This window comes from Demequina lignilytica, assembly GCF_030418375.1.
GTDB lineage: Bacteria > Actinomycetota > Actinomycetes > Actinomycetales > Demequinaceae > Demequina > Demequina lignilytica.
In genome coordinates, this window is sequence record NZ_JAUHPZ010000002.1 from 82,159 (window position 1) to 106,125 (window position 23,967).

A 23,967-nucleotide genomic window follows, 5' to 3' on the forward strand; every position below is an offset into this window, starting at 1 on the left:
AGCGTAGCCGTGCGGGACGCGGTGGCCGCCGCTACCGTGGAGAGGGTCGCGGACGCCGTAGTGGCGACGTCGGGGGGAGTCGCATGGACGCAGCTGAGCCCGACGCGCGCCGGGTGCGCGCCGCACGCGCGGGCATCCTCGTGCTCTTCGTCGGCATGGGCCTCATGCTGGGCACCCACGTGTCCCGGGTGCCGAGCGTGCGCGACGCCCTGGGGGTCACGCTCGCGCAGCTGGGTGCGCTGTTCATCGCCGGATCGATCGGCGGGCTGATCGCGTTCTCGCTGCTCGGCGGGCTGGTCGCCCGGCTCGGCTCCCTGCTCCTGCTGAGGCTCGCCTCGGTCGCCGTCGTCGTCGGGTTCGGCGGGATGGCGCTCGCCGCGCACCTCGGGTCGCCGGCGGTCTTCGGCGCCGCGATGTTCGTCACGCTGGGCTCCTTCGAGACCGTCAACGCGCTGGCGAACGCCGAGGCCGCCACCGTCGAGCGCATGGCGGGGCGCTCGATCATGTCGCAGTTCCACGCCGCCTTCGCGCTCGCCCTGCTGGCGGGCGTGGGCATCGGCGCGCTGTACTCGGGTGCGGGGGTCGCCGTCCCGGTCCACTACCTCGTCAACGTCGGAGTCGTCGGCCTGGCGTTCCTCGCGTGCGCGCGCCTCGCCATCCTCGACGGCGCGCCGGCCGCGGCCGACAGCGAGGAGAGGGCGGGCGGGATCTTCGTCACGCTGCGCGTGGCGGCGCGCGAGCGTCGGACCCTCGCGCTGGGGCTGATCATCTTCTGCGCCTTCACCATCGAGATGAGCGCCAACAACTGGCTCCCGCTCACGCTGGTCGACGACTTCGGACGCACCGAGGCGCTCGCGGCCCTCCTCTACGCGGCGCTGGTCGTGGCGCAGAGCGCCGTCAGGGTCGTCGGCGGGCGGCTGATCGACCGGCTCGGGCGCGTCCGGATCCTGCGGGGCAGCGCCGTGCTGGTCGCGGCGGGTGTGCTCCTCATCGCCCTCGCCCCCGGGTTCTGGGCCGTGCCGCTCGCGCTGCTCCTGTGGGGCGCCGGTGCCGCGCTGGGGTACCCGCTCGCGATCTCGGCCGCGGCGGACGAGCGGACCAACGCGACGGCGCGGGTCGCGGCGGTGGCGGCGTTCGGCACCATCGCGGGTCTGACGATGCCGCAGGCGATCGGGCTGCTCGCCGAGGGCCTCGGGCTGCGGCTCTCGCTCCTGCTCGTCGTGGCCGTCGCCGGCGCGATGCTGCTGCTCGCGCCCGCCGCTCGCCCCCTCCCCGCGCCCGCCACGGGTGTGGAGGAGGGCGAGGGCGCCGCCGATACGCTGGAGGCATGAACCTCGCCTCCCTCACCACGCTGCGCGTGGGCGGTCCGATCGGCTCGCTGGTCGAGGCGGGCACCGAGGCCGAGCTCCTCGACGCGGTGCGCGCGGCGGACGCGGACGGCACGCCGCTCCTGGTGCTCGGCGGGGGGTCGAACCTGCTGGTCGGGGACCGCGGCTTCGACGGCGTCGTGGTGCGCGACACCCGCGCGGAGGTGTCGCTCGCCAACCACGGCTCATGCGGGGGGCTCGAGATCACCGCGACCGCCGGCACCCCGTGGGACGCGCTCGTCGCCCAGGCCGTCGGCTCCCAGTGGAGCGGCTTCGAGGCGCTGTCGGGGATCCCCGGCTCGACCGGCGCGACCCCGATCCAGAACGTGGGCGCCTACGGAGCGGAGGTCGCCGACATCATCGCGCTCATCCGCACCTGGGACCGGGAGGACGGCGCGCTGCGCTCCCTGCCGCTGGTGAAGGCGCAGTTCGGCTACCGCGACTCGATGCTGAAGCGGACGATGACCGACGGCCCCTGGGGCCCGACCCCGCGCTACGTGGTCCTCGACGTCACCTTCCACACGCGCATGGCGAGCCTGTCCGCGCCCGTCCGATACCAGCAGCTCGCGACCGCGCTCGGCGTGGAGCTCGGCGCGCGCGTGCCGATCGTCGACGTCCGCGCGGCCGTGCTCGAGCTCAGGTCGTCGAAGGGCATGGTGCTCGACCCCGCCGATCACGACACCTGGAGCGCCGGCTCGTTCTTCACCAACCCGATCGTCCCCGCGGGCTCGCTTCCCGAGGGCGCGCCGGCGTACCCGGCGGCGGGGGAGGGCATGGTCAAGACGTCGGCCGCCTGGCTGATCGAGCGTGCCGGGTTCTCCCGGGGCTTCGCCGCCGCACCGGACGCGGCCGCGTCGCTCAGCACCAAGCACACCCTCGCGCTCACCAACCGCGGGGGAGCGAGCGCCGCCGACATCGTCGCCCTCGCCCGCGCCGTGCGCGACGGGGTGCGCGAGCGCTTCGGCATCACCCTGGTGCCCGAGCCGGTGACCGTCGGCGTCGAGATCTAGCGGCGGCCGCCCCCTCCCCGTCGCTACCCGTCGGTGGCGATCGCCTGCAGGATGTCCATCCGCGACGCGCGCCATGCCGGCCAGATCGCGGCGACCACGCCCGCGATCGCGGCGGCCACCGTGTAGAAGGCGAGCCAGCCCCACGGCACCGTGACCGTGCTGAAGCCGAACTCCTCCAGGGCGAGGACGAGCGCCGCGCCCAGGCCGACGCCCAGGATCATGCCGAGGATGGTGCCGAAGACGGACATCACCATCGACTCGATCGTGATCATGCGCCAGACCGACGAGCGCCTGACACCGACTGCCCGCAGGAGCCCGATCTCGCGGGTCCGCTCGGTGACCGAGAGGAGCAGGGTGTTGGCGACGCCCAGGATCGCGACGATCAGCGCGGCGCCGAGCAGCGCGGAGATCACGCCGAGCAGCAGGTCGATGAACTGGTTCGCGAGCTGTTGGAAGGCGTCCGGGGTCTGGAGCGCGACCAGCGGGAAGTCGTCGGCGAGCGCCGCGAGCAGGGTCTCGCGCATCTCCGTCGCGTCCACGCCGTCGTCCAGCACCACCATCGACTGGAAGACCTCGACCTCGCCCAGAAGGGCGGCCCCGGTCTCCTCGTCGACCCACAGCTGCGCGTCGCCGGCGTTGAGGTACTCGCCGGTCACCGTGAGCGTCGCGGAGCCCTCGGAGCCCTCCAGCGTCAGCTCGTCGCCGACCTCGACGCCCGTCTCGGCCACCGTGGGGTCGATGAAGACGCCGCCGTCGAGCCGGTCGAAGTCGGGCTCGTTGTTGTAGTCGAACGCCTGCTCCGCCGTGTCGGGGTCGATCACGGCGAGGCTCATGGCCGTCCCGTCGACCGTGACGGTGCCGAGGCCCGTGCTCGTGACGAACGCGACGCCGTCCTCGGCCTCGATGGCCTCGAGCGCGCCGGGCGGGATGGGCCCCTGCGGGTTGACCACGAAGAAGTCGGCGTTGCTGCCCGCGAACTGCTCCGACACCACCGACTTGAGCGACTCCGTGAAGGTGGCGACCAGCGCGAGCAGCATGACGCCGATCATCAGCGCGGCGGCCGTGTTGGCGCTGCGCCGGGGCTCGCGGCGGATGTTGTTCGCCGCGAGCTTGCCGTCGACGCGGAACACGCGGGTGAGCGCCGCCTTGAGCGCGTAGGCCAGCGGGACGAGCACCTGAGCAGCGAGCAGCGTCACCCCCAGCACCAGCAGGACGGCGCCGACGCCCACGTAGATGTACGGGCGTTCCAAGCCCATGTAGAGGCCGACCGTGATGGCGACCACACCGAGCAGAGCCATGGCGGCGCCGACGATGTTCCGGCGTGCGAGCGGCTTCTTCGACTCGGTCGCGGCCTCCCGGAGCGCCTCCATCGGGGAGATGGTGGACGCGTGGATGGCGGGCAGCAGCGCGGAGGCGATGGTGACGATGGCTCCCAGCACGTAGCTCGCGAGCACCGCATCGAGCGGCAGGGTGACGGTGCCGAACAGGTCGCCCGTGAACCGCTCCACGAGCGCGGAGAGCCCGAGCGCGCCCAGGTAGCCCACCACGAGGCCCACGGTGGAGGCGACGATCGCGATCACCACCGCCTCGAGCAGGATCATGCTGCGCAGCTGCCTGCCCGTCACGCCGATGGCCCGCATCAGGCCGAACTCGCGGGTGCGCTGGGTGACGATGATCCGGAACGTGTTGACGATGATGTAGGAGCCGACGAACAGCGCGATGAGCGCGAACGCGATCGCGAAGATGTCGATGTACTGGAACACCTCGTCGAGCGCCTCGGTCTGCTCGGCGGCCTTGTCCTCGCCGGTGATCGCGCGCGTCCCGTCGGGCAGCACCTCGCCGATCGAGTCCGCCACCGCGGCGGCGTCCGCCCCCTCGGCGACGATCACGCTGATCTGCTGGTAGCCGTCGGCCCCGGCCAGCTCTGCCGCGGCGTCCTCGGTGAGGTAGGCGAGAGTCGCCCCCTGGAGCGAGTTGGACTCGCCGAAGCGGACCAGTCCGACCAGCGTCAGCTCGGAGACCCCCGACTCGGTCGCGACCATGACGGTGTCGCCGATCTCGTACCCCAGGCGCGGCGCGGCGTCGAGGTCGAGCACGATCTCGTCGTCCGCCGCGGGGCCGGCGCCCTCGACCAGCGTCGCCTGGTCGATGCGGGGGTCGCCCGCCCAGTTGAAGATCTGGCTCGGGGCCCCGCCGGCGCCCATGAGGTCGCCGGTGGGCTCGAAGTCGGCGGCGAGCACGGAGCCCATCACCTGGATCCCGCCCTCGGCGCGCTCCACGCCGTCGATCGCGCGGATCGCCTCGAGGCTCTCGGCGGTGAAGACGTCGTCGCCGGCCGCGAAGGGATCCTCGTCGTCGGCGACCGCGGCGGGGTCCTGCTCGACGATCACGTCGGTGCCCGCGTAGATCTCCTCGAACAGCTGGGAGAAGCCGCTGGACAGGGCGTTCGTGAGGGTCAGCGTCGCGGCGACGAGCGTGACGCCCAGCGCGACCGCGATCGCGGTGAGGACCAGCCGCTTCGGGTTGTGCCGGACGGACTTGACTGCGAGGCGGAACATCAGTGGCCCATCTGCTTCATGCGGTCGAGGACGCGGTCCGCCGTGGGCTCGCGCATCTCGTCCACGATCTGGCCGTCCTCGAGGAACAGGATCCGGTCGGCGTAGGACGCGGCGGTGGGGTCGTGGGTGACCATCACGATGGTCTGGCCGAACTCCTTGACCGCACGGCGCATGAAGCCGAGCAGCTCGGCGCCGGAACGCGAGTCGAGGTTGCCGGACGGCTCGTCGGCGAAGATGATCTCGGGACGCGCGACCAGCGCGCGCGCCACGGCGACGCGCTGCTGCTGGCCGCCCGACAGCTCCGCGGGCAGGTGCGTGAGGCGGTCGCCGAGCCCCAGGATGCCGATGATCTCGTCGAACCACGCCGGGTCGACGGGCTTGCCCGAGATGTCGAGCGGCAGCGTGATGTTCTCGCGACCGGTCAGCGACGGGATCAGGTTGAAGGACTGGAACACGAATCCGATGTGCTCGCGGCGCACCTCGGTGACCTTCGCCTCCGGCAGCGAGGTGATCACGATGTCCGCGATCGAGGACTCGCCGGCGGTGAGCCGGTCGAGCCCCGCCAGGGTGTGGAGCAGGGTCGACTTGCCGGAGCCCGACGGACCCATGATCGCGGTGAACTCGTGGCGCGCGATGTCGACGTTGACGCCGTCGAGCGCGCGTACCGCGGTGTCTCCCGAGCCGTAGTCCTTGGTGCCGCCGCGCATCGACGCGGCGAGGGTGACGGTGGTCATGGTGGGGCCTTCCTGACAGGGATCTCGACGGCCCCAGTCTGGTGCGGCCCCGGCGCCCGGGGCATCGTCCAGAAGGACGGTTTCTCGCGGTCCGCCTCAGGGATGACCCCCGATCGCCACCTCGGAGCGATGGCTAGGGGCGGGGCACCACCAGGCCGGAGTCGTACGCCTCCACGACCGCCTGCACCCTGTCGCGCACCCCGAGCTTGGTGAGGATGTGGCTCACGTGCGTCTTCACCGTGGTGTTCGACACGTACAGGTCCGCCGCGATCTCCTGGTTGGACATGCCCCGTGCCATGAGCGTGAGCACCTCGACCTCGCGATCGGAGAGGTCGCCCACGGCCGCGGCGCTCGGCTCGTGCGGATCCGCCGGCGCGGGGGCGCCGCCGCGCGCGAACTGCGCGATGACGCGGCGGGTCACCTCGGGGGCGAGGAGAGCCTCGCCCCCCGCCACCACGCGGACCGCGCTCACCAGAGCGTCGCCCTCGACGCTCTTGAGGAGGAAGCCGGACGCGCCCGCGCGCAGGGACTCGTAGAGGTACTCGTCGTCGTCGAAGGTGGTGAGGATCACCACGCGGGCGTCCGGGTCCCGCGCGAGGATCTCGCGGGTCGCGGCGAGCCCGTCCATGCCGGGCATCCGGACGTCCATCAGCAGCACGTCCGGCGCCTCGGAGGCCAGACGCGCCAGCGCATCGTCCCCCGAGGTCGCCTCCCAGGCGACCTCGATGTCCTCCTCGGACTCGAGGATCATGCGCAGCCCCACGCGGACCATCGCCTGGTCGTCGACCAGCGCCACCCGGATCATCGCGTCTCCTCCTTCGCCCGCGGCACGGCCACCTGGTCGTCCCCGGACGGCAGCTCGGCCATCACGCGGAACCCGCCGCCCCGCCTCGGACCGTACTCCAGCGCGCCGCCGAGGGCCTGCACCCGCTCGCGCATGCCGCGCAGCCCGTGCCCGCCGCTCAGCCGGGCGGCGTCGGAGATCGCGCCGCGCCCGTCGTCGTCCACGGTGATCCGCACCAGCCTGCGCCGACGCTCCACGGCGACGGTGGCGCGCGCTCCGGGACCCGCATGCTTCATCGCGTTGGTGAGGGCCTCCTGGACGATCCGGTATGCGCTCAGCTCCACGCCGGCCGGCACATGGGAGGTGCCCGAGATGGTCAGGTCGACCGGGAGTCCCGCGTCCTCGACCTGCTGGGCGAGCTGGGGGATCGCGGCGAGGGAGGGCATGGGAGCGAGGTCCGCATCCGAGAGAGGCACCCCCGCCACGACGCGGTCGTGCTCCGCCGCCTCCGCCGCCTCCTGCTCGGACGCCCGCAGCACGCCGATCATCCGCTGCATCTCCGCGAGCCCGGTGCGGCCCGACTCCGAGATGGTCCCGAGCGCCTGGACCACCCGCTCGTCCGAGTCCTTCGCGAGCCGCCGCGCTCCCTCCGCCTGCAGGGTCATCACGGTGATCTCGTGCGCGACCACGTCGTGGAGCTCCCGCGCGATGCGGGCGCGCTCGGCGCGGACCGCGTCCGCGGCCACCGTGCGCTGCGCCTGCTCGCGACGGGCGTGCGCGACCTCGAGCTCGGTCAGGCGCTCGCGGCGGCGGAAGTCGACGAAGCCGACCATCATCGGCACGATCACCGCGAGCGTGACCGCCACGAGAGCCGTCCACGGCACGAAGTCGGTGACCAGGACGCCGACGGTGGTCCATGCGATCATCACGGCGAGCACGGCGGCGCCGTGGAGGAGCGCCTCGCGTCGCGCGACGTACGCCGCGACGCCGTAGAGCGCGACGTAGATCGCGAACATCGCGGCGGTGTCCGGGTAGCCGAAGCCCACCGCGATCAGCCATGGCACGAGCACCGCCCAGAGCACCAGGCGCGGGTAGTGCTGGCGCCACGCGAGCGGCACCACCTGAGCGACCACGAGCGCCACCCCGATCGCGTCGTACGGGTGGCCGCGGCTGACGCCGATGTCGACGGTCTGGGAGACGCCGATCAGGCCGAGCACGAGGAGCGCGGCGGCGATGGCGATGTCGCCCCAGCGGGGCGTCTTGAGGTCCACCCCGCCAGGGTAGGGGGAGCGGGCGCGCCCGGCATCGTGCGCGCGGACGATGCCGGGGGACGATGCGGTCAGCCGACGAAGCGGTAGCCGACCCCGCGCACGGTCTCGATCGCCTCCGAACCGAGCCGGCTGCGGAGGTAGCCGACGTAGACGTCGAGCACGTTGTCGCGCGATGCGGCGCCCCAGACCTCGTCGAGGGCGCGGGCGCGCGAGACGACGTCCCCTCCCGCGGCCATCAGCAGGTGGGCGAGCTGGAGCTCGCGCGGGCTGAGCGCCACCGGCTCCCCGTCGCACGTGAGCGTGCGCGCGATGGGGTCGAGCTCGCACCTGCCGACGCGGAGCACCGGGTCGTCGTCGGGGCCCGGCGCCTTGCGTGCCCGGAGCCGGATGCGCGCGAGCAGCTCGTCGAGAGAGAACGGCTTGGCCATGTAGTCGTCGGCGCCCCGCTCGAGCCCGCGCACGGTGTCCTCAGCCGAGGTGCGGGCCGTCAGGATGATCACCGGCAGATCGGAGCCGGTCGCGCGCAGGCGGCGGAGCACGGTGAAGCCCTCCTGGTCCGGCAGGCCGATGTCGAGGATCATGAGGTCGAGCTCCTCGGTCTGCGCCAGCGCGAGCCCCTCGCGGCCGGTCCCCGCGTGGACCGTCTCGATCCCCGCGGTTCGCAGGCCGTCCCGCAGCGACGCGACCAGCCGTTCCTCGTCCTCCACCAGCAGCACCCGCATCGTCACCCCTCCCGCCACGGCAGCCGCAGCGCGAACGTGGAGCCGACGCCGGGCTCGGAGGCGATCTCGAGCCGGCCGCCGTGGGCCTCCACGATCGCCCTGACGATCGGCAGCCCCAGCCCGGCACCCTCGGTCTCGGGGTCGAGACGGACGAACCGCCCGGCGATACGCTCCAGGTCCTCCGGCGCGATCCCGCGGCCGTGATCCTCGATCCACAGCAGCACGTCCTCAGCGATCCGGGCGCTTCCCACGCGGATGGTGCTGCCCGGCTCGGAGAACTTCACCGCGTTCGCCGCGAGCTGGAGCCACGCCTGGGTGACGCGTTGGGCGTCGAGCACCGCGGGGCCGGTCGCGCTGCCGGCGAGCACCCACTCGCGGTCGCCCAGATGCTCCATCCGTGCGAACGCCGACTCCGTGAGCTCGTTCAGGTCGGTCGCGGCAAGGCGCAGGAACTCCGGCCGGTCCGCCTTCGCGAGCAGCACCAGGTCCTCGACCAGCCGTGACATGTCGGCGGCGACGGCGAGCAGCTCGTCCCGCGTGGCCTCGACCTGGTCCGGGTCCCGCGGCTCGAGCAGCTCGAGCCGCGTGCGCAGCACCGTCAGAGGGGTGCGGAGCTCGTGAGAGGCGTCGTCCAGCAGCTGACGCTGGTCGGCGAAGGCGCCCTCCAGGCGGTCGAGCATCGCGTTGACGGTGCGCGACAGCCGTGCGAGGTCGTCGTCGCCCACGATCGGGACCCGCTCGCCCAGGTCCGACTCGCCGATGCGTCGCGCCGTGCGGTCGAGGAGCCGGATCGGCTCCAGCAGCCGTCCGACCGTGAAGAAGCCGAACGCGCCGATCGCGACCAGGGCGGCGATCGCGACCAGGGCGTACACCGCGAACGTCTCGCGCAGCTCGTGCACGCGCTGTCCCTCGTCGATCGCGATTGCGAAGACCGCGATCCTGTCTCCCGCCGCATCGAGGAAGGGGATGGCGACGTAGGCGTACGACGCGCTCGCGGTCTCCGCTCGACGGACCTCCACCGCGGTCGAGGTCTGAGCCCACAGCAGGTCGATCAGCTGCTCGTCGTCCTCGAGCGCGAGCCGCGGGTCCGAGGCCGGGACGTAGCGGGCGGCGGCGTCGATGATGGCGACGGCGCCCTCGTCGGCCGTCCCGGTGAAGCGGGCGACGGCATCCCGCATGAGAGCGTCGACGCCCGTCACCTCGGTCTCGGCGACCCACCTCACATAGTCGTCGCCGCGAGCCGTCAGCTCGGCGGTGACCCCGTCCTCGAGGGAGTCACGCTCGATCAGGAAGGCCGTGGTGCCGGCCACGGCCAGGGCCACCGCGGTGAGCACGAGGAGGTAGACGAGGACGCGGGCACGCACGGAGATGCCGTGCGCGCCCGCGTGCCTGAAGCGTGAGGTCATGGCCACCTTCCGGTGCCCAAACTACCTGCTCAGTCGTCCTCCGGCTCGTCCTCGTCCTCGTGGTCGTCGTCGTCCTCGTCCTCGTGGTCGTCGTCGTCGTGCGAGTCGGCGCGATCGTGGTCCGAGTCGTCGTCCGACTCCACCTCGTCATGGTCGTCGGAGTCGTCGTCGCCGCCCACGGTGCTCGGCACCGACCCGAGCCGGGTGTCGTTCGGCGGGAGCGCGACCCGGTCGTCCGAGTCGCCGTCCGGGCGGTCGCCCCCGTGGTCGTCGTCGAGGTCGTCGACCTCAGGGCTGTGCTCGACCTCGGTGGGGTCATCGTCGTGGGAGGCCTCGGGCGAGGGAGAGTCGTCGGGGCTCGCGCCGGTCTCGGACTCGAGCAGGACCGCTTCGCCGACGGTCGGGTCGGGGTCCGGGTCGCCGGAGGCGCGGGAGAGGGCGGTGGCGCCGACGCCGACGCCGATCAGGATGGCGGAGGCCGCGGCGACGGTGACGGCGAACCTGGCGGTGGAGGTGTTCATGTCCTCAGGATGCCGCCGGCATTCTGAGAGCTCTCTTATATGAGCCTCAGTCGATCAGCGTCGGCGTGTCCGCGGAGTCGTCCTCGGACGCCTCCCCTCCCGCCGCGCCGCCGTCGGGGACCGAGTCGGACCCCTCGCCCTCCTCGCGCCAGCGCTGCTCCTCCGGCGGCACCGCGAGCGCGTCGCCCGACGGGGGGCCGGCGCGGTGGCCGCCGCGGCCGCCGTCGCCGTCCCGGTCGAAGCCGTCGGACGGCACCTCGCCGAGCTGCTCCGTACCCCCAGGGCCCGCATCGTCCGGGATCGCCGCATCGTCCTGCAGCAGCGTGCCGTCCTCGGCCGTGGCGACGGTGTCGGGATCGGCCGGATCGGCGGAGCGCGCGACCGCGGTGGCGGCCACGCCCACGCCCAGCAGCAGGAGGGCGGCGGCGCCGGTGACGACGCCGAGGCGGAGGACGGTGCTGTTCATGTCTCCATTGGTACGCGCCGAGTCTCAGAGAACGCTCGGAGCGGGGGCAGGAAGCGCCTAGTTGTCGTCGTGCCGCGTCCAGCGGAAGGTGCGGACCGCGAGCACCAGCCCGACGACGACCCAGACCGCGAGGATCAGCGCGGTCAGCGGCAGCTGCCACGATCCCGCGGCCTCGGCGTACTTGAACTCGTCGGGGAGGAACACCGACCGCATGCCCTGGGCGAGCCACCGGAGCGGGAAGATCGACGCCACGGTCTGCAGGAACGCCGGCACCTGCGTGAAGATCAGGAACACGCCCGACGTGAACTGGAGGAAGAGGACGATCGGCGTGATGATCGCCGACCCCGCCTTCGCGTTGCGCAGGAGCGAGGACATCGCGATGCCCAGCGTGGTCGAGCCCGCGGTACCGAGCAGGAACACCCACGCGAACGTCCCCCAGTGCGCGGCGTCGGACGGCAGCGCGACGTCGTAGAGGGCCACGCCGATCGCGATGAGGATCACCACCTGGACCACCGTGACCGACAGCACCTGCAGGATCTTGGCGGCGAAGTACGACGTCGCGGGCAGCGGGGTCGCGTGGATGCGCTTGAGCACGTCCTCGTCGCGGTCGATCGCGATGGACATCGCCAGGGACTGGAACCCGGTGTTGAGGATGCCGGAGGCGACCATGCCGGCGAGGAAGTACTGCGCGAACGTCACGTCCGTCCCGTCGAGGACCGCGCCCCCGAACACGGAGCCGAACAGCACGAGCAGCATCATGGGGAAGGCGAAGATGAACACCATCTGCTCGCGGCTGCGGAGGAACTCCTTGAGCTCGACCACGTAGCGGTTGAGCGTCATCGACGTCCAGCTGGGCGGCGCGACGGGTGGCGATGCGGGTGCGGTCATGACGGCTCCTCCTCGGCTGCGGCGTCGACCTCGGCGACGTCGTCGACGAGCCGCAGGTACACGTCCTCGAGGGACGGATGGGTGACGCGGAGGCCCTCGACCTCGCCGGGGATCCGTCCGAGCAGGTCGCGCAGGAACGCGGCCGGGGTCGGCGTCTCCTCGGTGCGGGGCTCGCCGCCCTCCGTCCAGGTGATCCGCGCGTCGGTCGCGCGCGACCGCAGCCCGTCCGGGGTGTCGAGGGCGACCAGCCGGCCGGAGGCGATGATGCCGATGCGGTCGGCGAGGTGGTCGGCCTCGTCCAGGTAGTGGGTGGTGAGCACCACGGTGGTGCCGTCCCCGCTGAGGCCCTCGATCAGCCGCCAGAACCGGCGGCGCGCCTCCGGGTCGAAGCCGGTGGTGGGCTCGTCGAGGAACACGAGATCCGGGTTCCCGATCACGGCCAGCGCGACGTCGAGACGGCGCTGCTGGCCGCCGGAGAGGGTCTGCGGCTTGGCGTTCGCCTTCTCGGTGAGCCCCACCTCGTCGAGGGTGGCGTCGACGTCGCGAGGGTTCGGGTAGTAGCGGGACGTGTGGAGCAGCGCCTCGCGGGCCGTGAGCGACGAGCGCGCGCTGGTCGACTGCAGCATGACGCCCACGCGGGTCCGCCACTCCTTGGTCGCGTGGTGCGGGTCGATGCCGAGCACGCTGACCTCGCCCGCGGTGCGCTTGCGGAACCCCTCGAGGATCTCGACCGTGGTGGACTTGCCGGCGCCGTTGGGCCCCAGCAGCGCGAACACCTCGCCGCGCGGGATCTCGAGGTCGAGGCCGTCCACCGCGCGGAGGTCGCCGTAGTGCTTGTGCAGGCCGGCGATGCTGATCGCTGCGTCTGTCATGAGTGCGAGCCTAGCCAGCGGGGCGGGGCCGCGCCCCGTCAGCGCGGACGGCGGGGCCGCGTCGTCCGGGTGGACGATGCGACCCCGCGGCCGTGCGGAGGGCGCGCTCGCGGCGCTACTCGGCGAGCAGCGCCTGGATGCGGCCGACGCCCTCGGCGAGGTCCGCGTCGCCCAGCGCGTAGCTGAGGCGCAGGAAGCCCGACGGCCCGAAGGCCTCGCCGGGGACCACGGCGACCTCGACCTCGTCGAGGATCACGCCCGCGAGGTCCGCGGAGGAGGTGATCTCCCGCCCGCGCACCGTGCGGCCCATGAGGCCCTCGACGGAGGGGTACGCGTAGAACGCGCCCTTCGGCGTCGGGCAGACCACGCCGTCGATCTCGCGGAGCATGCCCACCATGGTCTGGCGGCGGCGGTCGAAGGCGGCGCGCATGGCGTGGACCTCCTCGAGGCCGCCCTCGAGCGCGGCGATCGCGGCGCGCTGGGACACGTTCGCGACGTTCGAGGTCAGGTGGCTCTGGAAGTTCGCCGCCGCCTTGGTGACGTCGGCGGGGGAGATCATCCACCCCACGCGCCAGCCGGTCATCGCGTAGGTCTTCGCGACGCCGTTGAGGACGATCGTCTGGTCCGCGAGCTCGGGAACCGCGCGCACGATCGGCGTGAACTCCGCGTCCTCGTACAGGAGGTGCTCGTAGATCTCGTCGGTGATGACCCAGATGCCGTGCTCGAGAGCCCACTCGCCGATCGCCTTGGTCTGCTCCGCGGAGTACACGGCGCCCGTCGGGTTCGAGGGCGAGCAGAACAGCAGCGCCTTGGTGCTCTCCGTGCGGGCCGCCTCGAGCTGCTCGACGGTGACCAGGTACTCCTGGTCCGCGCCGGCGAACACCTCGACCGCCGTGCCGCCGGCGAGCGAGATCGCCTCGGGGTAGGTGGTCCAGTAGGGGGCGGGCAGCAGCACCTCGTCGCCCGGGTCGACGATCGCGGCGAACGCCTGGAACACGGCCTGCTTGCCGCCGTTGGTGACGATCACCTGGGCCGGGTCGATCTCGTACCCGGAGTCGCGCAGCGTCTTGGCCGCGATCGCCTTCTTCAGCTCGGGGAGGCCCGCCGCCGGCGTGTACCGGTGGTTCCTCGGGTCCGTGGCGGCGGCGACGGCCGCCTCGACGATGAAGTCGGGCGTCGGGAAGTCGGGCTCGCCCGCGCCGAACCCGATGACGGGGCGGCCGGCGGCCCTGAGCGCCTTCGCTTTGGAGTCGACGGCGAGGGTGGCGGAGGGCGCGATGGCGCCCAGGCGTGCGGAGACGCGGCGTGCAGGCTTCATGCGCGCCATTCTTCCATCCCGCGTAGGCTCCGCATGGTCGACGATGCGCGCGACGGCGGCGGGAGCGGCCCGGTTCGCTTTTCCCGGGCCGGTGGCGTAGCATTGCACGTCGGCGATTGACAGACGTCATGATGGTTCGCGCCCTGGTGCGACCGAGGTCAAGGTCGAAAGCCTCCGGGAGGGTCACCTCCCGAAGGGCAGTGGCGCAATTGGTAGCGCACCGGTCTCCAAAACCGGCGGTTGTGGGTTCGAGTCCCGCCTGCCCTGCGGAACGCGGGAGTCTCCCGCGTGAGCCAATCCACGAGAGAAGGACTTTTCGGTGAGCGAATCTGCCGTGACGGATTCCGGGGAGAAGGACCCGCGGCACGAGTCGCGCGAGGGTCTGAACATCTTCGGACGAATCGCGCTGTTCGTGCGACAGGTCATCTCCGAGCTTCGCCGCGTGGTCACCCCCACGCGCGAGGAGCTGGTGCGCTACGTCGGCATCGTCCTCGGCTTCGTCGCCGTGATGATGCTGCTGGTGTGGGGCCTGGACATCCTGTTCGGCTGGCTCGCGGGACTCGTGTTCGGCAGCTGACGCTGCCCGACGACTGGAGTGTGATCACGATGAGCGACGAGATGACTGACGAGACCCCCGAGACGATCGACGCGCCCGCAGAGGCCGCCGTCGAGACCGACGCTGCCGACCTTCCCCCGGTCGAGGACGCGCCGGTCGACCCCGTCGCCGAGTTCAAGGCTCACCTGCGTACCCTCGAGGGCGACTGGTACGTGGTCCACAGCTACTCGGGCCACGAGAAGCGCGTGAAGCAGGCGATCGAGCACCGCATCGAGAGCCTCCACATGGAGGACTACATCTTCCAGGTCGAGGTCCCGATGGAGGAGGTCGCCGAGATCAAGGGCGGCCAGCGCAAGCTCGTCACCCGCGTCCGGATGCCCGGATACGTCCTGGTGCGCATGTACCTCACGGACGAGTCCTGGGGCGCCGTGCGCAACACCCCCGGCGTCACCGGCTTCGTGGGCCACGCCCACAACCCGGTCCCGCTCACCATGGACGAGGTCTACTCGATGCTCGCCCCCGCCGAGGTCGCTGCGGCGGTCGCCGAGGCCGAGGACGCGAAGGCGCCCGCCGCCGCCGTGGCCGTCGACTTCGAGGTCGGCGAGTCGGTCACCGTCATCGACGGCCCGTTCGCGACGCTGCCCGGCACCATCTCCGAGATCAACGTCGAGAGCCAGAAGCTCCACGTGCTCGTCTCCATCTTCGGCCGGGAGACCCCGGTCGAGCTGTCGTTCACCCAGGTCACCAAGCTCTAGGTCGCGACAGCGCAACCGCGGCCGCCACGCCGCACAGGCAACAAGATAAGGACCCACAACATGGCACCGAAGAAGAAGGTGACCGGCCTGATCAAGCTCCAGATCCAGGCCGGCGCTGCCAACCCTGCCCCGCCGGTCGGTCCGGCGCTGGGTCAGCATGGCGTCAACATCATGGAGTTCTGCAAGGCGTACAACGCGGCGACCGAGTCGCAGCGTGGCAACGTCGTGCCGGTCGAGATCACCGTCTACGAGGACCGTTCGTTCACGTTCGTCCTGAAGACGCCCCCGGCCGCCGAGCTCATCAAGAAGGCCGCTGGCGTCGCCAAGGGCTCCGGCACCCCGCACACCACCAAGGTCGGCAACCTGACCGAGGCCCAGGTGCGCGAGATCGCCGAGGCCAAGATGGCCGACCTCAACGCCAACGACATCGACGCCGCCGCGAAGATCATCGCCGGCACCGCCCGCTCCATGGGCATCACGGTCTCCTAAGGACCCTCAACCTCAGTGGCAGGGGCCGCGCTGGCCCGCACCACGACTGCAAAGGAAAGACACGCAGATGACCAAGCGCTCCAAGGCTTACCGCGACGCAGCCCAGCTCGTCGACCGCAGCCAGCTCTACACCCCGCTCGAGGCGCTCCGCCTTGCGCAGAAGACCGCCTCGAAGAACACCGACTCGACCATCGACGTCGTGTTCAAGCTCGGCGTCGACCCGCGTCACGCGGACCAGATGGTCCGCTCGACCTGCATCCTGCCTCACGGCACCGGCAAGACCGCCAGGGTCCTGGTCTTTGCCAACGGTGACAAGGCGGAGGCGGCCCGCGAGGCCGGCGCCGACATCGTCGGTGGCGACGAGCTCATCGCCGAGGTGGCCGACGGCCGCCAGGACTTCGACGCCGTCGTCGCCACGCCGGACCTCATGGGCAAGGTCGGCCGCCTCGGCCGCGTGCTCGGTCCCCGTGGCCTCATGCCCAACCCGAAGACCGGCACCGTGACCATGGACGTCACCAAGGCCGTCTCCGACATCAAGGGCGGAAAGATCGAGTTCCGCGTCGACAAGCACGCCAACCTGCACACCGTGCTGGGCAAGGCGTCGTTCGGCGACGAGAAGCTGCTCGAGAACTACCAGGCCGTCCTCGACGAGGTGCTCCGCGCCAAGCCGTCTGCCTCGAAGGGCCGGTACATCATCAAGGCCGCCATCTCGGCGACCCAGGGCCCGGGCATCCCGCTGGACGCCCAGGCCAAGGTCGAGGCGTAGAGCCAGGCACCACCCTTCTCTCGCGCACCGCTCGGCGACCCCGGGCGGCGTGAGGAGAGAGTGACGCCCACAGCGCCCACAGGCGCGACGCGCGTCACCAGGCCCGGCCCCTCCGCGAGGGGCCGGGCCTTCGTGCGCCCCGCGCGCGCATCGTCCGCCGCATGGCCCGCGCATCGTCCCCCCCGGCCATCCGCGCGACATGGACTCTGAGTGCTCGACACTCTGGGTGTGCGGGCACTCGATCTCCATTTCGCGGGACGCGGCGTGCACCGGGCCACCCGAGTTGCGGACGATGCGCGGTTCCCGTACGATGGTCAGGCCCAAGACCGCCGGTCGTCGGGCCCGGGACAACCGGGAACGGCCGAAGCTCCGCTCGAGCGGGGACCAGCGCAGGTGATGCTGACAGCGCCTCGTGCGCGGACGTCTGGGCGACCTTCGGGTCGCCCTTTCTGTTCCGCGGACCAGGACCTCCGGCCCCGCCTGCGCGGGGCCTTTCTCGTTCCCGGGGCAGGCGCGGCGGTCATCCGAAGGAAGGATAAACATGGCGACGCCAGACAAGGTGAACGCTGTTGCCGAGCTCGCGGAGGACTTCCGCAACTCGGCAGCCGTGCTGATCACCGAGTACCGCGGCCTCTCCGTCCCGCAGCTCGCGAAGCTGCGCGGTGAGATCCGCGGCGCCGCGACCTACAAGGTCGCGAAGAACACTCTGACGGCGCTCGCGGCCAAGGAGGCCGGTGTCGAGGGTCTTGACGACCTTCTGACCGGTCCCACGGCCATCGCATTCGTCACCGGTGACCCGGTGGAGGCTGCGAAGGGTCTCAAGGCTTTTGCCAAGGAGAACGACAAGCTCGTCATCAAGGGCGGCGTTCTCGAGGGCAAGGTGATCTCTGCTGATGAGGTCAAGAAGCTGGCCGACCTCGAGTCCCGCGAGGTTCTGCTCGCCAAGGCTGCCGGCGCCATGAAGGCGTCGCTCTTTGGTGCTGCATACCTGTTCCAGGCGCCGCTGGCTCAGGCCGCGCGTGCCGTCGACGCCCTGCGTGCGAAGCAGGAAGACGCGGCGTAGCTGCCGCACCCCACCTAGTAATTCTGCTTCACGCAGGCAAGAGAGAAGGAAGTCATCATGGCTAAGCTCACCACCGAGGAGCTCATCGAGCAGTTCAAGCAGCTCTCCCTCATCGAGCTGTCGGAGTTCGTCAAGGCGTTCGAGGAGACCTTCGAGGTCACCGCTGCCGCCCCGGCCGCCGTCGCCGTCGCCGCCCCCGCCGCTGGCGAGGCCGCTGCCGAGGTCGAGGAGAAGGACGAGTTCGACGTCATCCTCACCGCCGTCGGCGACAAGAAGATCCAGGTCATCAAGGAGGTGCGCGCGCTCACGTCGCTCGGCCTCGGCGAGGCCAAGGCTCTGGTCGACGAGGCCCCCAAGGCCGTCCTCGAGGGCGCCAAGAAGGACGACGCCGAGAAGGCCAAGGCTCAGCTCGAGGCCGCCGGCGCCACCGTCGAGCTCAAGTAAGCTCGCGCGGCGTCGCGCTCAGCGCGACGAAGCCGCCTGAGGAACGGGGTCGGGTCCGCATGGACCCGGCCCCGTTCTGCTGTCCCGGCGGACGATGCGCGGGGGACCGGGAGGGCCGGGCTACCATGCCTCGGTGACGATCGAAGAGCAGTCCGCGCCCGCGCGGACCGGGAGCCGGGAGGCCGCCGACTTCAGGCCGGACATCCAGGCGCTCAGGGCCATCGCGGTCGGGCTGGTGGTGGTCTACCACCTGTGGCCGCACCGGCTGACCGGCGGCTACATCGGCGTCGACGTCTTCTTCGTCATCAGCGGCTTCCTGATCACGTCGCACCTCTGGCGCGAGGCCGCCGCGACTGGGCGGATCCGGCTCGGCCGCTTCTGGGCTCGGCGCGCACGGCGGCTGCTGCCCTCGGCCCTGCTGGTGCTGCTGGCGACCGCGGTGGCGTCCTGGCTCCTCGCGCCGGTCACCGAGGTCCGCGGATTCCTGGCCGAGGTGGCGGCGGCCACCCTGTACGCGGAGAACTGGTTCCTCGCGATCGCCGCCGTCGACTACCAGGCGATCGGGCACGCCGCCTCTCCCGTCCAGCACTACTGGTCGCTGTCCGTCGAGGAGCAGTTCTACGTGCTCCTGCCGGTGCTGCTGGTCGCTGCGCTGTGGGCGGCGGCGCGGCTGTCGTTGCCGCGCCGCGGCGTGGTCGTCGGCGTGGTCGCCGTGGTCGGCGCCGGGTCCTTCGCCTACAGCTGGTGGCTCACCGCATGGTCCGCCGGCGCCTACTTCTCGACGTTCACCCGGCTGTGGGAGTTCGTCCTCGGCGCCGCGGTGGCGGTGGCGCTGCAGCGGTCCCGGTCGCATGGCGGGGCGGTCCTGGCGGGTCTGGCGCTGATGCTCGGCGCCGCCGTCGTGATGAACGATGCGACCCCCTTCCCCGGCTGGCAGGCCGCCATCCCGGTCGTCGGCACGGCGCTGGTGCTGGCCTGGGGAGACCGAACGTTGCTGTCACGTGTGGGGGCGTGGCGACCGGTCGCGCACGTCGGGCGCACCTCCTACGCGATCTACCTGTGGCACTGGCCGTTGATCGTGCTCGTGCCGTTCGCCCTCGGCCGCGAGCTGGGTCTGGTCGAGAAGCTCGGCATCGGCATCGCCACGTTGCTGCTCGCCGCGGCGAGCACCTCGCTCGTGGAGGACCCGGTGCGGTTCTCCCCACGGCTGCTCGGCGGCAGGGCGCCGTGGGTGGTCGCGGCCTGGTCGGCCGCGGGGATGGCCGTGGTGCTGGGCGCCGTGGTCGCCGGCACCGTGGCCACCGAGCACCGGGCCGAGCGTGAGCGCGAGCTCGCCGCCTCGCTCGAGGCGCAGCTCGGGGACTGCGTCGGCGCGGCCGCGGAGGACGCGGCCGAGGGCTGCGCGGATCCGGAACCGGCCGCCGACGGCGGCGAGGTCGAGACCGAGCCTGCGCACTTCATCCCTCCGCTCGCCGACCTCGAGGACGACGACGAGAATCGCGACGAGTGCTGGACCGGCCTCACCGGACGACGGCTCGACGTGTGCGCGCTCGGCGAGACCGACGCGCCCACCAAGCGCTTCCTGGTGCTCGGGGACTCGCACGCGAACGCGCTGATCCCGGCCTTCGATCAGGCGGGCTCCGACCGCGGCTGGGCGTTCGACCTCGCTGGCCATGCCGCGTGCCCGTTCACCACGGAGCCCGCCCACACGGCGGACGCCCAGGTGCGGGAGGCCTGCGACGCATGGCGAGCGGACGTGCGCGACCTCGCGGCGACGGCGGACGCGTACGACGGCGTGATCGTGACGCAGCAGGTCCGGATCCTCGACGAGGCGGAGCTGGAGCGGTCGGCCGACGGCCTGGTCGACGCGTGGTCGGTGGTGCCGGCCGGCGTGCCGATCCTGGCCGTGCGCGACAACCCGCGGCTGCCCGACGAGTTCGTCGCGTGCCTCGAGCAGGAGGGGCCCGCGGGGGCCGACGCGTGCGGCTGGCCGCAGGACTCGGCGCTGCGCGTCGACCCGCAGGGCATCGCGGCGATGCGCGACGACCGCGCCTCGCTGATCGACATGTCCGACGTGTACTGCGCGGACGGCACCTGCGACGCCGTGATCGGCTCCGTGGTCGCGTACCGGCCCGACGGTCACCACCTGACCGCGACCTTCGCCCGCACGCTCGCGCCGCGGCTCGCCGACGAGATCGAGGCCGCGCTCGGCTCCTGACGGGGTCGAGCGTCACGCTTCTGTCTCCGTCGGCGTGTCGGCTGGCATCGGGACGTACGGACTGGACAATCGCGCGCGCCGGCGGTAGTCTAGCGACTTGCGCTGTCTATTGCCCTGCCCTCATATGCCTACCTGGCGTGCCCCGCTCGTAGCGGGTTCAGCACCGGGATCCGGTGGAGCCGCGGCTGGACATCGTGGTGACTCACGATCATAAAGGGAAGGGACCACCCTTGGCTGCCTCGCGCACCGATTCCATCTCCAACCGCTCCGCATCGCGCCGCATCTCCTTCGCCCAGATCTCCGAGCCTCTCGAGGTTCCGAACCTCATCGGTCTGCAGACCGAGAGCTTCGACTGGCTCCTGGGCAACGAGGCGTGGAAGGCACGCGTCGACGCCGCGAAGGAGGCGGGACGCAACGACGTCCCGGAGGTCGCCGGCCTCGAGGAGATCTTCGAGGAGATCTCGCCCATCGAGGACTTCGGCCAGACCATGTCGCTGTCCTTCTCGGACCCGTACTTCGAGGAGCCGCGGTACACCCCCGAGGAGTGCAAGGAGAAGGACTTCACCTTCGCCGCGCAGCTGTTCGTCACCGCGGAGTTCATGAACAACACGACGGGCGAGATCAAGTCGCAGACCGTGTTCATGGGCGACTTCCCGCTCATGACCGACCGCGGAACGTTCATCGTCAACGGCACCGAGCGCGTGGTCGTCTCGCAGCTGGTCCGTTCGCCCGGCGTCTACTTCGAGCGCACCCCCGACAAGACGTCCGACAAGGACATCTTCACCGCGAAGGTCATCCCCTCGCGCGGCGCCTGGCTCGAGTTCGAGATCGACAAGCGTGACGCCGTCGGCGTGCGCGTCGACCGCAAGCGCAAGCAGCCCGTCACCCTGTTCCTCAAGGCGCTCGGCATGACCGACGACCAGATCGCCGAGGAGTTCGCCGACTTCCCGGCCGTCCTCGAGACGCTGGCGAAGGACACCGTCCACGGTCACGAGGAGGCGCTCGTCGACCTGTACCGCAAGCTGCGTCCGGGCGAGCCGCCGACCGTCGAGGCCGGCCAGAACCTGCTCGACAACTTCTACTTCAACCCCAAGCGCTACGACCTCGCCAAGGTGGGCCGCTTCAAGCTCAACAAGAAGCTGGGCCTGGGCAAGGCGCTGGGCGACTCGGTGCTGGGTCTCGACGACATCGTCGCGACCATCAAGTACATCGCCGCCGCGCACGCCGGTCACGAGACGATCGACGGCGCCGACGGCGACGTCCGCGTCGAGACCGACGACATCGACCACTTCGGCAACCGTCGCATCCGCGCGGTGGGCGAGCTGATCCAGAACCAGATCCGCACGGGCCTGTCCCGCATGGAGCGCGTCGTGCGCGAGCGCATGACCACCCAGGACGTCGAGGCGATCACGCCGCAGACCCTGATCAACACGCGCCCCGTGGTCGCCGCGATCCGCGAGTTCTTCGGCACGTCGCAGCTGTCGCAGTTCATGGACCAGAACAACCCGCTCGCCGGCCTGACCCACAAGCGCCGTCTCTCGGCGCTCGGCCCCGGCGGTCTCTCCCGTGACCGCGCGGGCATGGAGGTCCGCGACGTCCACACCTCGCACTACGGCCGCATGTGCCCGATCGAGACTCCTGAGGGTCCGAACATCGGTCTGATCGGCTCGCTCGCCTCGTTCGGCCGCATCAACCCGCTCGGCTTCGTCGAGACCCCCTACCGCAAGGTGGTCAAGGGTGTCGTCACCGACCAGGTCGACTACCTGACCGCGGACGACGAGGACCACTTCGTCATCGCGCAGGCGAACGCGGTGCTCGACGCCAAGGGCCGCTTCGCCGACGAGCGCGTGCTGGTCCGCTCGAAGGGCGGCGAGGTCGAGTTCGTCCCCGCCGAGGCCGTGGACTACATGGACGTCTCGCCGCGCCAGATGGTGTCGGTCGCGACCGCCCTGATCCCGTTCCTCGAGCACGACGACGCGAACCGCGCGCTCATGGGTGCGAACATGCAGCGCCAGGCGGTGCCGCTGGTCCGCTCGGAGGCGCCGCTGGTCGGCACCGGCATGGAGCGCCGCGCGGCGATCGACGCCGGTGACGTGGTGGTCGCCGGCAAGGCCGGCGTGGTCACCGAGGTCAGCTCGGACCTGGTCACCGTCGCCAACGACGACGGCACCACCGGCTCCTACCGCATCGCGAAGTTCGAGCGCTCGAACCAGGGCACCTCGTACAACCAGCGCGTCGTCGTCGACGAGGGCGACTCGGTGGTCCCGGGCTCCGTGCTCGCGGACGGCCCCGCCACGGACCAGGGCGACCTGGCGCTCGGCAAGAACCTGCTGGTCGCCTTCATGTGCTGGGAGGGCCACAACTACGAGGACGCGATCATCCTGTCGCAGCGCCTCGTGCAGGACGACGTCCTGTCCTCGATCCACATCGAGGAGCACGAGGTCGACGCCCGTGACACCAAGCTGGGCCCGGAGGAGATCACCCGCGACATCCCGAACGCCTCCGAGGAGGCGCTCGCGGACCTCGACGAGCGCGGCATCGTCCGCATCGGTGCCGAGGTGCGCGCCGGTGACATCCTGGTCGGCAAGGTCACCCCGAAGGGTGAGACCGAGCTGACCCCCGAGGAGCGCCTGCTCCGCGCGATCTTCGGTGAGAAGGCGCGCGAGGTCCGCGACACCTCGCTGAAGGTGCCCCACGGCGAGTCCGGCACGGTCATCGGCGTGCGCGTGTTCACCGAGGAGGACGGCGACGACCTCCCGGCCGGCGTCAACCAGCTGGTCCGCGTGTACATCGCGCAGCGCCGCAAGATCCAGGAGGGCGACAAGCTCGCCGGCCGCCACGGCAACAAGGGCGTCATCTCGACGATCCTGCCCGTGGAGGACATGCCGTTCCTCGCGGACGGCACGCCGGTCGACGTCATCCTCAACCCGCTGGGCGTGCCCGGTCGTATGAACGTCGGTCAGGTCCTCGAGACCCACACCGGCTGGCTGGCCAAGAACGGCTGGGACGCGACGGACGCCGACGGTCCGTGGACCGCGCACCTGCCCGAGGACGCCGTGGTGTCGGAGCCGGGCCGCCCGGTCGCGACCCCGGTGTTCGACGGTCTGCGCGAGGACGTCCTCGGCGGCCTGCGCGGCCACGTCAACCCGAACCGCGACGGCGTGCGCCTCGTGGACCAGGAGGGCAAGGCGACGCTGTTCGACGGTCGTACCGGCGAGCCGTTCCCCGAGCCGATCGCGGTGGGCTACAAGTACATCCTGAAGCTCCACCACCTGGTCGACGACAAGATCCACGCGCGCTCCACGGGTCCGTACTCGATGATCACGCAGCAGCCGCTGGGCGGTAAGGCCCAGTTCGGCGGCCAGCGCTTCGGCGAGATGGAGGTGTGGGCCCTCGAGGCCTACGGCGCCGCCTACGCCCTGCAGGAGCTGCTGACCATCAAGTCCGACGACGTCACCGGTCGTGTGAAGGTCTACGAGGCCATCGTCAAGGGTCAGAACATCCCGGAGCCGGGTCTTCCCGAGTCGTTCCGCGTCCTGATGAAGGAGATGCAGTCGCTCTGCCTCAACGTCGAGGTCCTCAACACCGAGGGCCACGTCATCGAGATGCGCGAGACCGACGACGACGCCTACCAGGCGGCCGAGTCGCTGGGCATCTCGCTGTCCAGCCGTCCCGATGCCTCGAGCGTCGACGAGATCTGACGAGCCTCGAGCTCTTTCCACCACAAGAATTTTTCGGTGCCGGCCCTGGGCCGGCGGT

Annotated in this window: 21 protein-coding genes and 1 tRNA gene; 11 read left to right on the plus strand and 11 right to left on the minus strand. The window is 71.3% G+C overall.

Annotation, left to right across the window (positions count from 1 at the left end):
* Positions 1-83: 83 nt before the first annotated feature.
* Positions 84-1,331 (plus strand): MFS transporter, encoded by a 1,248-nt coding sequence (locus QQX13_RS03965; RefSeq protein WP_301152580.1) that lies wholly within the window; start codon positions 84-86, stop codon positions 1,329-1,331.
* Positions 1,328-2,377: a UDP-N-acetylmuramate dehydrogenase gene (locus QQX13_RS03970; protein ID WP_301152581.1), complete on the plus strand. Its 1,050-nt coding sequence runs from the start codon at positions 1,328-1,330 to the stop codon at positions 2,375-2,377. The genes QQX13_RS03965 and QQX13_RS03970 overlap by 4 nt, the downstream gene beginning before the upstream one ends.
* A 23-nt stretch (positions 2,378-2,400) precedes the next feature.
* On the opposite strand, the gene QQX13_RS03975 is transcribed toward QQX13_RS03970, so the two are convergent.
* From QQX13_RS03975 to QQX13_RS04025, 11 genes are all read right to left on the minus strand, one after another.
* Positions 2,401-4,935 (minus strand): ABC transporter permease, encoded by a 2,535-nt coding sequence (locus QQX13_RS03975; protein ID WP_301152583.1) that lies wholly within the window; start codon positions 4,933-4,935, stop codon positions 2,401-2,403.
* Complete coding sequence (locus QQX13_RS03980; RefSeq protein WP_301119534.1) at positions 4,935-5,669, minus strand: ABC transporter ATP-binding protein; 735 nt, start codon at positions 5,667-5,669, stop codon at positions 4,935-4,937. Before QQX13_RS03980 ends, QQX13_RS03975 begins: the two co-directional genes overlap by 1 nt.
* A gap of 133 nt (positions 5,670-5,802) precedes the next feature.
* Positions 5,803-6,474 (minus strand): response regulator, encoded by a 672-nt coding sequence (locus QQX13_RS03985; protein ID WP_301119536.1) that lies wholly within the window; start codon positions 6,472-6,474, stop codon positions 5,803-5,805.
* Positions 6,471-7,724: a sensor histidine kinase gene (locus QQX13_RS03990; protein WP_301119538.1), complete on the minus strand. Its 1,254-nt coding sequence runs from the start codon at positions 7,722-7,724 to the stop codon at positions 6,471-6,473. Before QQX13_RS03990 ends, QQX13_RS03985 begins: the two co-directional genes overlap by 4 nt.
* 68 nt (positions 7,725-7,792) lie before the next feature.
* Positions 7,793-8,446, minus strand: coding sequence for a response regulator transcription factor (locus tag QQX13_RS03995; RefSeq protein WP_301119539.1), 654 nt, complete (start codon positions 8,444-8,446; stop codon positions 7,793-7,795).
* Between the two features lie 2 nt (positions 8,447-8,448).
* The gene (locus tag QQX13_RS04000) at positions 8,449-9,852 is read right to left on the minus strand and encodes a sensor histidine kinase (protein ID WP_301152585.1); all 1,404 of its coding nucleotides are present in this window, start codon (positions 9,850-9,852) and stop codon (positions 8,449-8,451) included.
* Positions 9,853-9,881: 29 nt separating this feature from the next.
* Positions 9,882-10,373 carry a hypothetical protein gene (locus QQX13_RS04005; protein ID WP_301119541.1) on the minus strand — a complete coding sequence of 164 codons (492 nt, stop codon included), beginning with the start codon at positions 10,371-10,373 and terminating at the stop codon, positions 9,882-9,884.
* A 46-nt stretch (positions 10,374-10,419) separates the two neighbouring features.
* The gene (locus QQX13_RS04010; RefSeq protein ID WP_301119542.1) at positions 10,420-10,839 is read right to left on the minus strand and encodes a hypothetical protein; all 420 of its coding nucleotides are present in this window, start codon (positions 10,837-10,839) and stop codon (positions 10,420-10,422) included.
* Positions 10,840-10,896: 57 nt separating this feature from the next.
* Positions 10,897-11,727 carry an ABC transporter permease gene (locus tag QQX13_RS04015; RefSeq protein WP_301119543.1) on the minus strand — a complete coding sequence of 277 codons (831 nt, stop codon included), beginning with the start codon at positions 11,725-11,727 and terminating at the stop codon, positions 10,897-10,899.
* Entirely contained in the window at positions 11,724-12,599 is an 876-nt protein-coding gene (locus QQX13_RS04020; protein WP_301119545.1) for an ABC transporter ATP-binding protein, read from the minus strand. Before QQX13_RS04020 ends, QQX13_RS04015 begins: the two co-directional genes overlap by 4 nt.
* Positions 12,600-12,714: 115 nt before the next feature.
* Positions 12,715-13,917 carry a pyridoxal phosphate-dependent aminotransferase gene (locus tag QQX13_RS04025; RefSeq protein WP_301119546.1) on the minus strand — a complete coding sequence of 401 codons (1,203 nt, stop codon included), beginning with the start codon at positions 13,915-13,917 and terminating at the stop codon, positions 12,715-12,717.
* A gap of 194 nt (positions 13,918-14,111) precedes the next feature.
* Here QQX13_RS04025 and QQX13_RS04030 point away from each other — a divergent pair.
* From QQX13_RS04030 to rpoB, 9 genes are all read left to right on the plus strand, one after another.
* A tRNA-Trp gene (locus tag QQX13_RS04030) sits at positions 14,112-14,184 on the plus strand.
* Positions 14,185-14,251: 67 nt separating this feature from the next.
* Positions 14,252-14,494 carry a preprotein translocase subunit SecE gene (gene secE, locus QQX13_RS04035; RefSeq protein WP_436968561.1) on the plus strand — a complete coding sequence of 81 codons (243 nt, stop codon included), beginning with the start codon at positions 14,252-14,254 and terminating at the stop codon, positions 14,492-14,494.
* Positions 14,491-15,228 carry a transcription termination/antitermination protein NusG gene (gene nusG / locus QQX13_RS04040; RefSeq protein ID WP_436968562.1) on the plus strand — a complete coding sequence of 246 codons (738 nt, stop codon included), beginning with the start codon at positions 14,491-14,493 and terminating at the stop codon, positions 15,226-15,228. The genes secE and nusG overlap by 4 nt, the downstream gene beginning before the upstream one ends.
* Before the next feature lie 60 nt (positions 15,229-15,288).
* Positions 15,289-15,717: a 50S ribosomal protein L11 gene (gene rplK / locus QQX13_RS04045; RefSeq protein ID WP_301119548.1), complete on the plus strand. Its 429-nt coding sequence runs from the start codon at positions 15,289-15,291 to the stop codon at positions 15,715-15,717.
* A 67-nt stretch (positions 15,718-15,784) separates the two neighbouring features.
* Positions 15,785-16,483 (plus strand): 50S ribosomal protein L1, encoded by a 699-nt coding sequence (rplA, locus tag QQX13_RS04050; protein WP_301119549.1) that lies wholly within the window; start codon positions 15,785-15,787, stop codon positions 16,481-16,483.
* Between the two features lie 541 nt (positions 16,484-17,024).
* Positions 17,025-17,546 (plus strand): 50S ribosomal protein L10, encoded by a 522-nt coding sequence (gene rplJ, locus QQX13_RS04055; protein ID WP_301119551.1) that lies wholly within the window; start codon positions 17,025-17,027, stop codon positions 17,544-17,546.
* 57 nt (positions 17,547-17,603) lie between these two features.
* On the plus strand, positions 17,604-17,990 hold the full coding sequence (rplL, locus tag QQX13_RS04060) for a 50S ribosomal protein L7/L12 (protein WP_301119553.1): 387 nt from the start codon (positions 17,604-17,606) through the stop codon (positions 17,988-17,990).
* Between the two features lie 133 nt (positions 17,991-18,123).
* Positions 18,124-20,208, plus strand: a complete 2,085-nt coding sequence (locus QQX13_RS04065) for an acyltransferase family protein (protein WP_301119555.1) — start codon at positions 18,124-18,126, stop codon at positions 20,206-20,208.
* A gap of 230 nt (positions 20,209-20,438) precedes the next feature.
* The gene (gene rpoB / locus QQX13_RS04070; RefSeq protein ID WP_301119557.1) at positions 20,439-23,909 is read left to right on the plus strand and encodes a DNA-directed RNA polymerase subunit beta; all 3,471 of its coding nucleotides are present in this window, start codon (positions 20,439-20,441) and stop codon (positions 23,907-23,909) included.
* Positions 23,910-23,967 lie beyond the last annotated feature (58 nt).